The organism is Longimycelium tulufanense (assembly GCF_014645795.1).
GTDB lineage: Bacteria > Actinomycetota > Actinomycetes > Mycobacteriales > Pseudonocardiaceae > Longimycelium > Longimycelium tulufanense.
This window is the reverse complement of sequence record NZ_BMMK01000014.1, coordinates 1-12,995: the sequence shown is the minus strand read 5'-3', so window position 1 is coordinate 12,995 and position 12,995 is coordinate 1. Positions and strand designations below refer to the sequence as shown.

At 68.7% G+C, this 12,995-nt stretch carries 14 protein-coding genes; 4 read left to right on the top strand and 10 right to left on the bottom strand.

The features are described from left to right. Positions 1-208 precede the first annotated feature (208 nt). Complete coding sequence (locus IEY55_RS15605; protein WP_229686428.1) at positions 209-1,009, top strand: barstar family protein; 801 nt, start codon at positions 209-211, stop codon at positions 1,007-1,009. 524 nt (positions 1,010-1,533) lie between these two features. Then, positions 1,534-2,097 carry a colicin immunity domain-containing protein gene (locus IEY55_RS15600; protein WP_189058455.1) on the top strand — a complete coding sequence of 188 codons (564 nt, stop codon included), beginning with the start codon at positions 1,534-1,536 and terminating at the stop codon, positions 2,095-2,097. Between the two features lie 751 nt (positions 2,098-2,848). Here IEY55_RS15600 and IEY55_RS15595 read toward each other — a convergent pair. After that, positions 2,849-3,034 (bottom strand): DUF397 domain-containing protein, encoded by a 186-nt coding sequence (locus IEY55_RS15595; protein ID WP_189058454.1) that lies wholly within the window; start codon positions 3,032-3,034, stop codon positions 2,849-2,851. Between the two features lie 29 nt (positions 3,035-3,063). After that, on the bottom strand, positions 3,064-3,909 hold the full coding sequence (locus IEY55_RS15590) for a helix-turn-helix domain-containing protein (protein ID WP_189058453.1): 846 nt from the start codon (positions 3,907-3,909) through the stop codon (positions 3,064-3,066). A 125-nt stretch (positions 3,910-4,034) separates the two neighbouring features. Here IEY55_RS15590 and IEY55_RS15585 point away from each other — a divergent pair, with 125 nt between their 5' ends. Next, positions 4,035-4,304, top strand: a complete 270-nt coding sequence (locus IEY55_RS15585) for a hypothetical protein (RefSeq protein ID WP_189058451.1) — start codon at positions 4,035-4,037, stop codon at positions 4,302-4,304. 87 nt (positions 4,305-4,391) lie between these two features. Here the strand turns inward: IEY55_RS15585 and tsaD are convergent, their stop codons facing one another. The 4 genes from tsaD to IEY55_RS15565 form a co-directional block, all read right to left on the bottom strand. Continuing rightward, a complete protein-coding gene (gene tsaD, locus IEY55_RS15580; protein ID WP_189058449.1) occupies positions 4,392-5,453 on the bottom strand; it encodes a tRNA (adenosine(37)-N6)-threonylcarbamoyltransferase complex transferase subunit TsaD in 1,062 nt (353 codons plus the stop codon). Beyond that, entirely contained in the window at positions 5,450-5,947 is a 498-nt protein-coding gene (gene rimI, locus IEY55_RS15575) for a ribosomal protein S18-alanine N-acetyltransferase (protein ID WP_189058678.1), read from the bottom strand. Before rimI ends, tsaD begins: the two co-directional genes overlap by 4 nt. An 11-nt stretch (positions 5,948-5,958) precedes the next feature. Next, positions 5,959-6,642, bottom strand: a complete 684-nt coding sequence (gene tsaB, locus IEY55_RS15570; RefSeq protein ID WP_189058447.1) for a tRNA (adenosine(37)-N6)-threonylcarbamoyltransferase complex dimerization subunit type 1 TsaB — start codon at positions 6,640-6,642, stop codon at positions 5,959-5,961. A gap of 64 nt (positions 6,643-6,706) precedes the next feature. Continuing rightward, positions 6,707-7,129, bottom strand: coding sequence for a PPOX class F420-dependent oxidoreductase (locus tag IEY55_RS15565; RefSeq protein WP_229686427.1), 423 nt, complete (start codon positions 7,127-7,129; stop codon positions 6,707-6,709). 182 nt (positions 7,130-7,311) lie between these two features. On the opposite strand from IEY55_RS15565, the gene IEY55_RS15560 reads away from it, so the two are divergent. After that, positions 7,312-8,016, top strand: coding sequence for a TetR/AcrR family transcriptional regulator (locus tag IEY55_RS15560; protein ID WP_189058445.1), 705 nt, complete (start codon positions 7,312-7,314; stop codon positions 8,014-8,016). 538 nt (positions 8,017-8,554) lie between these two features. Here the strand turns inward: IEY55_RS15560 and IEY55_RS15555 are convergent. The 4 genes from IEY55_RS15555 to alr all read right to left on the bottom strand — a co-directional run bounded on the left by IEY55_RS15555 (position 8,555) and on the right by alr (position 12,835). After that, positions 8,555-9,718 (bottom strand): thioester domain-containing protein, encoded by a 1,164-nt coding sequence (locus IEY55_RS15555; protein WP_189058443.1) that lies wholly within the window; start codon positions 9,716-9,718, stop codon positions 8,555-8,557. Between the two features lie 242 nt (positions 9,719-9,960). Beyond that, complete coding sequence (tsaE, locus tag IEY55_RS15550; RefSeq protein ID WP_373290019.1) at positions 9,961-10,479, bottom strand: tRNA (adenosine(37)-N6)-threonylcarbamoyltransferase complex ATPase subunit type 1 TsaE; 519 nt, start codon at positions 10,477-10,479, stop codon at positions 9,961-9,963. Between the two features lie 2 nt (positions 10,480-10,481). Further along, on the bottom strand, positions 10,482-11,684 hold the full coding sequence (locus tag IEY55_RS15545; protein WP_189058439.1) for an alpha/beta fold hydrolase: 1,203 nt from the start codon (positions 11,682-11,684) through the stop codon (positions 10,482-10,484). Then, positions 11,681-12,835: an alanine racemase gene (gene alr / locus IEY55_RS15540; protein WP_189058437.1), complete on the bottom strand. Its 1,155-nt coding sequence runs from the start codon at positions 12,833-12,835 to the stop codon at positions 11,681-11,683. The genes IEY55_RS15545 and alr overlap by 4 nt, the downstream gene beginning before the upstream one ends. Positions 12,836-12,995 lie beyond the last annotated feature (160 nt).

Below are 12,995 nucleotides of genomic sequence, written 5' to 3'. Positions count from 1 at the left end.
GATCGCGCCTGAGCTGGTTCAGGACTGGTTCGACGAGGAACGCGAATTTTGAGCTTTTCGGAATTTGTCGACATCTTCTCAATAATGACTGCCGTAGACTTCCCGGAAATACGTCAAATATGACCAAATCGAGCAGGTTGTCTCGGCGAGCCAGAATCATCTGTTCGCGAACAGCAAGCAGGTATTCTGAGGATCAGGAGCAAACACAGTGAGCCGGATAGCAGGACCGTCACCGAGATACGCGATATACGATCGCGCCGAGGACCTACCCGTAGCGACGGCCACCGAAGTTCACGACTTCTTCGTGGGCGGTGGCGGCCGCGAGCAGGACAGCCGCATCATCTCCAGCGACCACGATCTGGACGAGTGGACGTTCACGCTCACCGGGTTCACCCCGGTGCCACCGTTCCAGTCACCTGGTGGTGAAGGCGGCGCGGCGGGGACGGCACTGGACTCCCTCGAGGTCCAGGTTCTTGGCGGCCACGGCGAGGTGTTGGGCGCCTACAGTGCCTGGAACGCTGAACTGACCCGACTGGATGAGGACCGGCGCCAGATCACCTGTGCCACCGCACTCCTGCCGCACCGCGACGCGCAACCGGTGTGGGAGCTGTGGCGCCAGGGCGGACCGCAACAAAAGAACCTCTGGACCGAGCTTCCATCCGGCCGTCGCGCCGGATGGCTGCAGGTGGTGGCGTTGAGCGCCTTCGCCACCAGCGGTGCAGCCCGACCGAAGACGCCGACCAGCGAGATCGTGCTCAACGGCGAGCACATCGTCGATCTCGACAGCTTCTACCTCGCCATCGGCGAGGCCGTCAACGGCCCCGGCGGCTACTTCGGCTGGAACCTGGACTCCTTGACCGACTGCCTCCACGGGGGCTGGGGAGCACGCGCCGCACCCCGGATTCGCTGGGAGAACTTCACCGACACACAGCGACATCTGACGCAATCGACTTTGGATAGCCTGCTGTCGGTGATCAGCGACCGAACCTCAGAGGTCGAACTTCGATAGTCACACCCCAATCGCGGGGCTGGCCGTCCTCGGCTATAGCGGGGCTCTGACGAAGCCCGTACCCTCCGCACCGGACAGCGGAGGGTGCGGGCTTTCCCATAAACGAGTTAGAAAACCAGGCTGAAGTCTTCACCAGCGGTGAAATCATCGCGTCGGTTCGACCAGGCAGCCTCCAGAAGAACGCATCCGCGTCGGCTCACTTGCCGAGAAGTCACCTCCTGACCAAGGTGGGAAACTGGGAGACAAGCAGTTCGCCAGCAGCATCCACAAGGAGTCCCTCACGTGACAAGCCGAGTCGTACCACGCACCCGCGGCGAACTGTCCGCCATCCTGTTCGAGGGCGGGACGACCTTCAGCCCGGCCTGGTTGAGCAGTATGGCCGGGATCGTCGTGCCGGTGGCATCGCCCGCCCACATCAACCGCACGCTCGCTGATGCACTTTATGCGGGTGCGGCAACAGTCGGCGTGACCACTGGAGTGGCTGGCGGCTCGGTGAGGAGCACGCCGGTGAGGAGCTGGTGTGGGTGTCACTAGTCGATTCGGCGGAGCTGGCCGACGCCACTTGGCGGGACACCGAGTTCGTGGTCGCGCTGCCCGACGTGTCGGCCGCCCTCGTGGTCACCACCCAGGGGTACTCACTGCTCGGTGGTGACCCAGCATTTGTAAATGGTGCCATGACCATGAACGGTGGAGTTGACGCGGCCCGCGCCCTGTTCCGCCGCCAGGCAAAGAAGGTTGGTGACCCGCTCCGAGCCATTGCGGCCCAGTACCCGCCCACACGTCGATCATGGAAGACCGCACAGGAGGTGGAACCAGGCTCGGCCGTGGCCGACCAGTTGACCCTCATGACCGCGCTGGTAACCGGTGAGATCTCCCCCAAGTCCTTTGAGATGGACTGGTATGACGCCTGGAGGCGGGAACGAGACTCCGGCGAGCGGACACATGGCGTGCTGTACGAGGCTCTGAAAGAAATGTTCTTCTTTCTCGAAGACTATACGGCTGACGCGAGCCTGCGCGAGCCCGGTGATCCGACGGATGATGACCTCCTACGCGCCGTCCGCGAAGTACTAACCTTGCTCGACCTGTAGGACCGGACATCGACAGGGTGGCCGCGGCGTAATGCCGCGGCCATCCCATGGTATGCCCAGCAGGGGCGACCGATTGGGGTACGAGAACGGCATGCCACGAGCGGTAAGGGAAAGAACGCGCGATTCGATCCCAGCAAGGGACAAGATCAGAGTGGAGCCCGGGACACGGACTCACGGCGAGGCACGTCTGATGGTCGCGGCCGCTAGCTCGTCGGGGGTTGGTCATGCTGTGAGTGGTCGGGGTGGGTGGCGGTCGTGGCGGCCGATGACAGATGCGGAGAATCTCGTGAACGTTTACGGAACCGTGAGCGGGTGTATCGGCATGTTCAAGAAGTGTCGGTTTGGTAGGTAGGCGTGGACGGACAGGACAAGAAAGCGCGACGATTTTGGGTGTGCTTCCCTCCCACGCTGATGGCGGCGTTGACCATACTCAATATCTATCTACCGCGCGGGCCTTGGACACCCTGGGTTGTGGCCGCGATCCTGCTAGTCCTGGCAGCCGCGGTTCTGGCACGGACGTACTTCCTGTCCGAGTGGCCCTTCAAATCGAGAAGGAAGCCTTCCCCCGGGGCGTGATCCGTAGCGGCGACTCCGCGAGACGGCACGGACGACCGGCGGGCCGCGACGCATCCCAGACGGGCCGTCCTGACCTTGGTCAACCCACGGCGCCGGCCGATCGGCCGACCTCCACCTACGTGTTGTTGGATCCGCTGCGGCTGCTCTTCCGCCACACGAGCCGTTCGGTCATCGGTCACCCCTGGCATAAGCGGCGCAGGAACATGTCGAAGATCTCCGGACTGACCACGAGGGCAGGGCCGGTCGGGTCCTTGCTGTCACGCAGTGCGACCCAACCAGACGACCGGGCGACCTCCACACACATGCTGCTGGAGCCACTGCGGCTACTCTTCCGCCAAGAGACGGCAGACAGACCAGTCATCAACCTAACCCTCCTCGACACGCCTTCAGCTATGAAGCGTATTCACGCATCACCGTGGCGATGAAGTCCACGGACTCTGGCTCTGACAGAGCGATCCGCGAGAGTTCCCCGAACATGCTCATCAAGACCTCGACATCTGCCTGGTCATCGATGATGTGCCCGCCAACGGAGTCGTCGGCGTAGCCGAGCGGAGGGTCAAGCTTGGGGTCTGTGAAGTGGAGTACGGCGAAGTTGCCGCTCAGCGCTGAGTGCGCGCCAACACTGCTGGGCAGTACCTGGATGCGGATGTTCGGTGCGCTGGCCAACTTCACCAGATGCCAAAGCTGCTCGCTCATGACTGCCGATCCACCTACCTCCAGTCGCAGCGCCGCCTCGGCGATCACCGCGTGAAACCGCAAAGGGTCTTCGCCCTCAAGACGGCGCTGCCGCTCTATCCGAAGCTTCACGCGGTCATCCACCTTGTCGGGTGGGGTGGCGTGGGGACCGGCTATGTGAACCACTCGGGAGTATGACTCGGTCTGGAGCAGCCCTGGAACCAAGATCGGCTCGAACGCTTCGATCTTGGCCGCATCCGCCTCGAAGCTCACCAACGGGCGCAACCACTCCGGGAGTTTGAAGACCGACCACCAGTTTTTCTTGCGACCGTCCAGACGCAGCTTCTCCAGCTCGGCCCGAACGTCCTCGGACGCACCCAGCTCCATCAACAACATGTGCAGGTCCGACTTGCCGATGCGGGTCCGGCCATGCTCCCAGTGGACCAGCGACACCTGAGAACGCCCCAGCGTCCTGGCAAGTTGAGCCTGGGTCAGGTTGGCGGCCTCCCGCAGCCGCCGTAGTTCCGCACCGAGCCGGCGAAGTCGTGCCGATCCACTCATCGCGCCACCTCACCCAATCAGGCACTTTCGATCATGAAAATAATCAAAGTATCTTGCCTAAGCCGAACGGCAGAGTAACCGACCAACCACCCATAGCAACCAGCGGGTGGCGACGGGGAGGCGAGATGTTGTACGTCGCGGTGCAGGACGCGGAGCTGAAGGGCGGGGACGGTGTGGTGAGGAGGCGTGCGGAGGCCGTCGAGCGGGGTGGGCTCACCTTCAATACCGACGGCTATGGCGACGAGGTGTTCCTGACGACCGGCCCGAACGCCCAGCTCTACCTGGCCATCAAGCGGGAGGAGCTACCGGTCTGGATCCAGACGCTCACCGAGGCGCAACACGCACTCGACAAGGTCGCGGCGGAGCGTGGGACGGAGACCGACTCCGCCTCGTAATGTCTTGAAGCCCTGACATGTGCTGTGGTGGCACGGCCGAAAAGTCGTGCCACCACAACGCGTGTCAGGACGACCGCCTTCGCGGGCTCAGGGCATCACGATTTCGGAGACGAACAGGCCCGGGTTCGCCGGAATGTCCAGCGAGGACTCCGGAACGTTCGCGGCCAGCAGGTGGGAGCCCAGCGCGGCAACCATCGCGCCGTTGTCCGTGCACAGCTTCGGCCGTGGCACGCGAAGATGGATACCCGCGTCGGCGCAACGTTGTTCGGCCATCGAACGCAGGCGCGAGTTGGCCGCCACACCGCCGCCGATGACGAGCTGGTCGACGCCCTTGTCCCTGGCCGCGCGCACGGTCTTCGCGGTGAGCACATCAGCAACCGCTTCCTGGAACGAGGCGGCGACGTCGGCGACCGGGATGGAACGCCCCACGCGTTCCTCGTTCTCCACCCAGCGCGCGACCGCGGTCTTGAGGCCGGCGAAGGAGAAGTCGTAGGCGGGGTCACGGGGTCCGGTGAGACCGCGCGGGAACGCGATGGCCTCCGGGTCGCCCTCGCGGGCGGCGCGGTCGATGTAGGGCCCGCCGGGGAATGGCAGGCCGAGCACCCGGGCGATCTTGTCGAACGCCTCGCCCGCGGCATCGTCGATCGTGGCGCCAAGCTGGGTGACCGGCCCCGCGAGGTCGTCCACTTCCAGGAGGCTGGAGTGCCCACCGGAAACCAGCAGCGCCAGTGCTGGTCCGGGGAGTGGCCCGTGTTCCAGGGTGTCCACGGCAACGTGCGCGGAGAGGTGGTTGACGCCGTAGAGCGGCACTCCCCACGCCGTCGCATATGCCTTCGCCGCGGCGACACCGACGAGGAGTGCGCCCGCGAGTCCGGGTCCGGCGGTCACCGCAACAGCGTCCACATCGGACTCTTTCACGTTCGCGACCGTCATGGCGCGTTGCACCGTCGGCACCATGGCCTCCAGGTGCGCCCGGCTGGCGACCTCCGGAACAACACCGCCGAAGCGGGCGTGCTCGTCCACACTGGACGCGACCTCGTCGGCCAGCAGCTCGACGTGGCCGTCGGCGCGCATCCGGACGACACCGACGCCCGTCTCGTCGCAGGACGTCTCGATCCCGAGAACGATCGCGGCAGCATTCGCGCTCACGACGCGCTTCTCCCCTTCTCGACCGCCGTGGCCGGCAGACGCCGCATGGTGTACGCGTCCGCGCCGGACGGCTGGTAGTAACGCTTGCGCAGGCCGACGGTCTCGAAGCCGTGCGCCTGGTACAGCTGGATGGCCGCCGCGTTGTCGGTGCGCACCTCGAGGAACGTGGTGGCCTCGAACGAGTCCGCGCGCTTCAACAGCGCGCGGAGCAGCGCTCGACCGATCCCGCGCCCCTGCCAGGCCGGGTCGACGCCGATCGTCTGGATGCTCGCCTCGGCCACCGGCCGGCGACCGACGACGGCCAGGCCGGCGTAACCGACGAGCAGTTCCGGCTCCCCCTCGGCCGGTCGCAGGTAGGCGCCGAGGTAGTAGTGGCCCTGGTCGAGCTCGGAGGCGAAGACCGAGGCCCGCCAGGGGTCGTCGCCCCGGAAAAGCACCTTCTCCAGCTCGGCGCAGCGGGCCAGGTCCGCGTAGCCGAGCCGGTCGAGGCGCACCGCGGGCTCGCTCACGGCTGGGTCACCCGCTTGCGGGCGCCGGGCTCGACGGCGTCGGGGCGGCGCAGGTAGAGCGGGGTGAGCGGGGCCGGTTCGGCGCCCGAGCGCAGCGCGTCGGCGGCGACCCCGACCAGGCCCTCCGGGCTGGGGAACGGCGGGGGGATGAGGTGCAGGCCGAGGACGTCGGCGTACAGCTCCGCGCCGTGGCCGGCGGCGCGCTCGACCTCCAGGCCCCGTGCTGTCACGTCGGCGGGGCGCTCGACGTGCGGGCCGTCGACCCGCGCGCCCGTCTCGTCGTAGCGGGCCCAGTAGATCTCGCGGCGGCGGGCGTCCGTGGCGACCAGGAGCGGTTCGGCGGGGGCAGCGGCGAACACGTCGTGGGCGATGGCGTCGAGGGTGGCCACGGGGTGGACCGGGCAGCCCAGGGCGTGGCCGAGCGCGGCGGCGGTGACCATGCCGACGCGCAGGCCGGTGAACGGTCCCGGTCCCGCGCCGACCACGATGGCGTCGAGCTGGCCCAGCTCGGTGTCGGCCTCGGCCAGCGTGGCCTTGATGTGTGGGGTCAGCAGCTCACCGTGGGCCCGGGGGTCGACAGTGATCTGCTGGGCCAGGGTGCCCGGGGCCCCGTCCGTGTCCAGGTGGACCAGGCCGGTCGTGACCGCGGGCGTGGCGGTGTCGATGGCGAGCACGAGCACCCGTCCAGAGTAGGCGGCCGCGCCCACCCACCTGTTCCTCGCCTCGGCAACCGGGCCGGCTCCGCTAGTCGCTCAGGTCCATGCCGACCACCTTCGCGATGCTGAGCCGCACCACGATCTCTCCCGGGACCGCGTTGCGAGCCCCGAAGGCCGGCGCCAACTTGTCGCCCACGTACCGCCGGGCGACGGCGGTTGCCCACCGCAGCTTCTCGTCTTGGTCGTCGCTGATCGACACCGGCCCCTCCACCGTCACGAAGGCGTACGGTGGCCCGTCGGTATCGACAGCCACCGCCGCGTACCCGGTGCGGCGGAGGTTGCGCCCCTTCACCGAGGTGGCTCCGGTGGTGAACACCAGGGTGTCGCCATCCAGCACGAACCAGACCGGCGCCACGTGTGGTCGGCCGTCCTCGCGGACCGTGGCCAGCTTGGCGGTGCGAGTGTCCGCGGTGAGAAAGGCCCGCCACTCGGCGTCCGTCATGTTCTTCATGGTGGGACGGTACGAGAGAACGAGTGTTCTCGCCGGTCAGCCGGATCGCCGAGCTACGTGCCGCGGGCCGCCTCACCGCGTGGTGGGCCGTGATCCGACGGCTTGGCGGTGACGCTGCTGCAGCAGGGCGAATCGCGACGCTTTGACTGCGCGACAGCGCCCGTATACGAGAAGGTCCGGACATGCCGCCGCACCCATCCGACCTTCAGGACCCCGGCATAGCTGTCCACGGTCAGCTGGTCGAAGCCGCTGCCCGGATCCTCGTGGAAGAAGGCACCTGCGCACTGTCGACCCAACGCCTGGCAGCCGAGACCGGCACCTCCGCCAGGACCGTCGATGCCCATTTCGCTGGGGTACAGGAGGTCGTCGCCGCCGTCACCCGAGAAGGTTTCCACCGGCTCGATGCACACCTGAGCCAGGTGTGCCCGAGCGGCGAGCCGGTCGTCGACCTTGGGAACCTGGCACTGGCCTACCGGGCCAACGCGTTGGCCAACCCGCATCTGTACAAGGTGATGTTCCAGAACGTGTCGCTGAGCAGGTACCGGCAACCGCGAGACGGGGAACTGACCGAAGCGGGCAGGACGTTCGAGGTGCTGGTGGAGGCCGTGCGCCGGGCCATCGAGACCGGCAGCTTCGTCGCTGCCGATCCGGTACTGGTCGCCGCGCAGCTGTGGAGCGCGCTCCATGGTGTCGTCACGCTGGAGCTGGGGGGCTGCTTCGGCCCGGAGGCGGAGGAGGTCATCACCGCCCTGTTGGCCACCCTTTCGGTCGGGCTCGGCGGCGACGCCGACACCGGACGTACCCCCGCCGGCTCCGGAACGGGCCAGGCCGTCGCATCCAGCCCCAACGGTCCCCCGCATGGTCTGGAGGCTTCGGCGGCCCATTGAGAAACCAAAGGTGAACGAAACGCACGCGGATGCGTGCCGGCCTGATCTATGGATACTCGATCCGCGATCGGTGCGTGATCGACTGTGAGCCGGCTGATTGATCACGAGAAACGTGCCGAGCCACGCCCGCGGGAAGTCCGGCGTCAGCCCTTATCCGAGCTGTCCTGGCTCTCACTCGCGCTGACCCTGCTCGGATGTGTCCTTCTGACATGGGATCGGACCGGAGTCCTGGATATCGGGAGCAGGGCGGCGGTCGCGGCCTTCGTCGGGGCGAGCATGGCCATTGCGTCGTCTGTTTCCTGTGCCTCCAGGAGCGCCTCTCGGCGCTGCCAGGGGGCTGCGCCGGGACCGTCCTCACCGCAAACCTGGCGGTGTTCCTCGTCGGGGTGCCCCTGATCCTGGCGTGGCTGTAGACCGGCAACGCGCCGGGCTGGCGCGGCAGGACAGGCGACGTGCCACTCGACCCACAACAGAAGAGAGGCGCCGCCCCCAACCCCGAGGGGGCGGCACCTCTCGTCGGTCGTGCCGGGATGAGCCGTCAGGCCCTGCGACGCCGGCGCGTCAGCACAAGTGCGACCACACCCGCGCCCAGAAGAACGGCAGCGGCACCAAGAGCACCCCACACGGAGGCGCCGGTGTTCGCAAGGTTCTTCTTGTCATCGATCGAGACCGACGGGGGCTGGCTGGTCGTCGCCGGCGGAACCACCTCGGTGGTGGTCGGCGGCGTCGTGGTCGGCGGCGCGGTCGTGGTCGGGGCGGGGGTGGTGGTCGGCGCCGGCTTGGCCGTCCACTGCGCCTTCACCTCGGCCATCGGCTTGGTCGTGGTGGTCTCCGCCGTGATCAGGGTCTGCGTGCGGGCCTTGGGGTCGGAGCCGACGAACAGCCGGCCCTTCTCCACGGTGGCGCCGCTGGTCGCCGTGGCCTTGATCGTGGCGGAACCGGCGTCGGAGTCCGCCGAGGGCAGCACGAAGACCTTGTCCCCGTTCTTCACCTCGGTCACCGGCTTGCCGTTGGCGTCGACGAGCTGCACGGCCTTGCCGGACTTGGTCTCCACCGACACCTGCACCGACTCGGCGGTGGTGTTGACGGTGAACGGGCCGATCCGCTCACCCGCGACGCCCTTGGCCGTCGCGGGCGTCAGCTCCAGCGACACCGGCGGCTGCTGCTTCTGGCCGACGTTCTCCGGGCCGGTCAGGTACTTGTAGAGGGCGGTGACGTCACGCTCGTTCCGGCCCTCGACGAACTTCACGCCGTTGCTGTAGTGCCAGATGGCGGCCTGCGTGCCGGCGATCGCCTCCTGCTTGTCCAGGCCGACGCCGACCTTCTTGCTCAACTCGTCGAGCTGCACCGTCGGGTACGAGTGGCTCAGGATCCACAGCACCTTGTCGGGCTGGGACTTGAACGCCTTGCTCGCGTCCGGGTAAGCCTCCCAGGGCGCCTCCGTCATCGGGGCTCCCTTGCGGGTGTCCACGTCCAGCTCGACACAGTAGGTCCGCAGATCCGTACCGTCGGCAAGGCGCAGGCCGATCAGCGAGGTCCGCCACGAGCCGTAACCCTCGAGCACGACGTTACGGCCGAAGTCCTCGTCGCCGGTCACCACGGCGGTCGCCTCCGCGGAGGCGGGCAGCGAGGTGGCGACCAAGGCCGCAGCCGCACCGAGCAACGCCGCCCCGACGCGCACCGCGCGCATCATGCGTCTCATCCCTCTCCCTTCCCTGGGCCGCAGGCTCCGGAACAGCGCACGCGAAGCCGTAGCCACCAAACAGTGGCATCGGGCCCGCGGTTTCGAAGGATCCGCGTGCGGTTCTTACCCCACGTGGTGTAGTTGGGTCCGCGCGGTGGGAAGCACCGCAGGACCAGGTGATACAAATGCGAATTCCGACCGCCGGAACGGTTTATCGGGAAAATATGAAGAAAGGATCACGGTCGTGTTCCTGCTTCCGGTCAGGAAAGCAGGGAGGCGACGCGGTCGGCCCAGTCCGCGCCGTGCGGCTCCAGGGACAGTTCCCGCACGTCGTCGGGACGCCGGTTGAGCCGCACCACCAGGTGGTCCTCCTCGGACAGTCGCTCGGCGACACCTTCGCCCCACTCGACCACCACGGCGGCGTCCATCAGGTCGGTGTCCAGGTCGAGGTCGTCCAGCTCGTCCAGGCCGCGCAGCCGGTACGCGTCCACGTGCACCAGCGGCACCCCTCGGCCGTCCGGTCGTGGCCGGTGCACACGGGCGATCACGAATGTCGGCGAGTTCACCTGGCCGGCCACGCCGAGCCCCTCGGCGATCCCGCGCACCATCACCGTCTTGCCCGCTCCCAGCGGCCCGGACAACAGCACCAGGTCACCGGCCCGGAGGACGGAGCCCAGCCGGCGGCCGAAGGCGATGGTGTCCGCCTCGTCCGGCAGCTCGAAGCCGTCCCGGCCCCGGCCCTGTGCGGTCCCGTGGACGCCGTCCACCCCGCTGCGCACCGTCACGCTCCCCTTTCCGTGCTCCCGGTGTCGTCGTCCGCCCGCCACTCGCGCGGCTGCCGATTCGCCGCCGCGCATCGCGTCAGGAATGCCGCAAGGTACCCGTCGACCAACTCCGGTCGCTCCATGGCCACCATGTGCCCGGCACCCGGTACCCGAACCAGTTGGGAGTCGGGTAGCTCCGCCGCGATCGCCTCGGAATGCGAGAACGTGGTGATCTGGTCGGCGTCTCCGCCGATCACCAGCACCTCGCACCGCCGTAGGGCGGCGAGCGCGCGGTACCGGTGGTGGGTGGCGAGTGTGGCGAGGAAGTCCGAGATGGCCTGCACGGACGTGCCCTCGATCATCTGGTGCACCAGGTCCACGCGCTCGGGGTCGATCTTGCGGTCGCCGAACGACAGCGCCCGCACCGCTCCCCAGGTGAGGTGGCCGGTCATCCGGTGTGCCCGCTCCACCAGGCCGGGCTGCCAGCCGGTGAGCTTGGCGAGGCCGAGGGTGAACGGGTTGTAGCGGGACAGCACCGGCCGCGGGAGCCCGCGCCGCCCGATCTCGCCGGCCGAGGTGCCCACCAATGCCACCCCGAGCACGGGGGCCGCGCCGATGGTTCGAGGCTGGTTGCGGGCTTGCGCCTCCAAGGAGGTTGCCCGCGCGGGGGCTCGCGGCAGGGTCCCGGCGGTCCCTCGTGACGGGTCGCCGAAAAGCTCGGGCCGATGCTCGGCCAGTGCCATGATCGTCATACCACCCATCGAGTGGCCCACCAGGACCACCGGTTCGTCGGGAGCGACGACCCGCAGCACGGCGTCCAGGTCCCTACCGAGTTGGTCGAGGGTGCTGTGCGCGCGTGTCGAGCGGCCGGAGCGGCCGTGGCCGCGCTGGTCGTACCGCACCAGGCGCACCCGCGGGTCGGCCAGCCGGGGCAACGACTCGCGCTGGAAGATCCAGGATCGGCGGTCGAGCGTGTAGCCGTGCACCAGCACCACGGTGAGATCCGGTGACCCACCGTCCGTCGGGGCGATTTCCTCCACCGACAGCGGCACGCCGTCATCCGCGGAGACGGTGAACTCGCGGGCCGGTGGCTCCTCAGCGATCGGGTGGCGGCGCTGGGCCCGGAGGGAACGTCGCGCGGCGATGCCGACGGCCGTCCCGAGCAGGGTCGCGCCCGCCACGCCAGCGGCCAGGCTGATCGCTCGCCACACCGGCTTCACCGGCGCGCTCCCCGGTTGATGACGGTGCGCGTCACCCGTGGCCGGACCATGCCGCTGACGATCTCGTAGTGGATGGTGCCGAGCGTGTCGGCCCACTCCTGGGCGGTCGGCTCGCCGCGGTCGCCGGTGCCGAACAGGATCACCTCGTCGCCTTCGACGACCGGGTCGTCGCCGCAGTCGACCATGATCTGGTCCATGCAGACCCGGCCGACGACGGGCCGGCGGCGGCCACCCAGCCAGACCTCCATCCGGCCGCTGAGCGCCCGGGGGACGCCGTCGGCGTAGCCGGTGGGCACCAGCGCCAGCGTGGTCTCGCGCGGGGTCGTCCAGGTGCCGCCGTAGGAGACCTCCTCGCCGGCCGGGACGCGCTTGACCAGCGCCACCCGGGCGCGGAAGGTCATCGCCGGGCGGAGACCGAAGTCACCGGCCCACGGGACCGGGTTGAGCCCGTAGCTCGCAATGCCCGGGCGGACCAGGTCGAGGTGCAGGTCCGGGCGGGTCAGCACGGCCGGGGAGTTCGCGAGGTGGCGAATCGGGCGCAGGCCGGCGGCGCGGGCCTGCTCGTAGGCGGTGGCGAAGCGCGCGGCCTGCCGGTCGACCGAGGGGTTGGCCGGCTCGTCGGCGCTGGCCAGGTGGGACCAGACGGCCACGACCTCGGCGTCACCGGTGGCCTCGGCCTTGGCGGCGGCCTCGACCAGCTCGGGCCACTGGGCCGACGGGCACCCGTTGCGGGTGAGCCCGGTATCGGCCTTGAGGTGCAGTCGGACCGGGCGGCCGGCGCGGTGGGCACCGGCGAGCACCGCCTCCAGCGCCCGCGGCGAGGAGACCGACAGGTCGACGTCGGCGGTGATCGCGGGGGCGAAGTCCTCGTCCGGGACGTGCAGCCAGGACAGCAGGCGTGCGGTGACGCCGGCCCGGCGCAGGGAGAGGGCTTCCTCGAGGTGGCAGACGCCGATCCAGGTGGCGCCGGCTTCCAGGGCGGCCCGGGCGACGTCGGTCGCCCCGTGCCCGTACCCGTCGGCCTTCACCACGACCATGGTGGCCGCGCCGGAGTGGGCCGCCCGCTCCGCGAGCAGCCCGACGTTGTGCCGCACGGCGTCGAGGTCGATCACGATCTCGGCGCGCGGAGGGGTCCCGTCCTGCGTCTTCATCTCCCCGCCATCGTGACACAGCGGGCCGGGGGAGCCGGGCGTCGGCGCGGCCGGCAACCGGTTGCGCGGGTCGCGGCCAATTTGGCGGTAGCCGGTGCTAGACGAGTAAGTCCTAACTGGTCAGTGATCGAACGAGATCAGTGACCTGGTGACAGGCTGG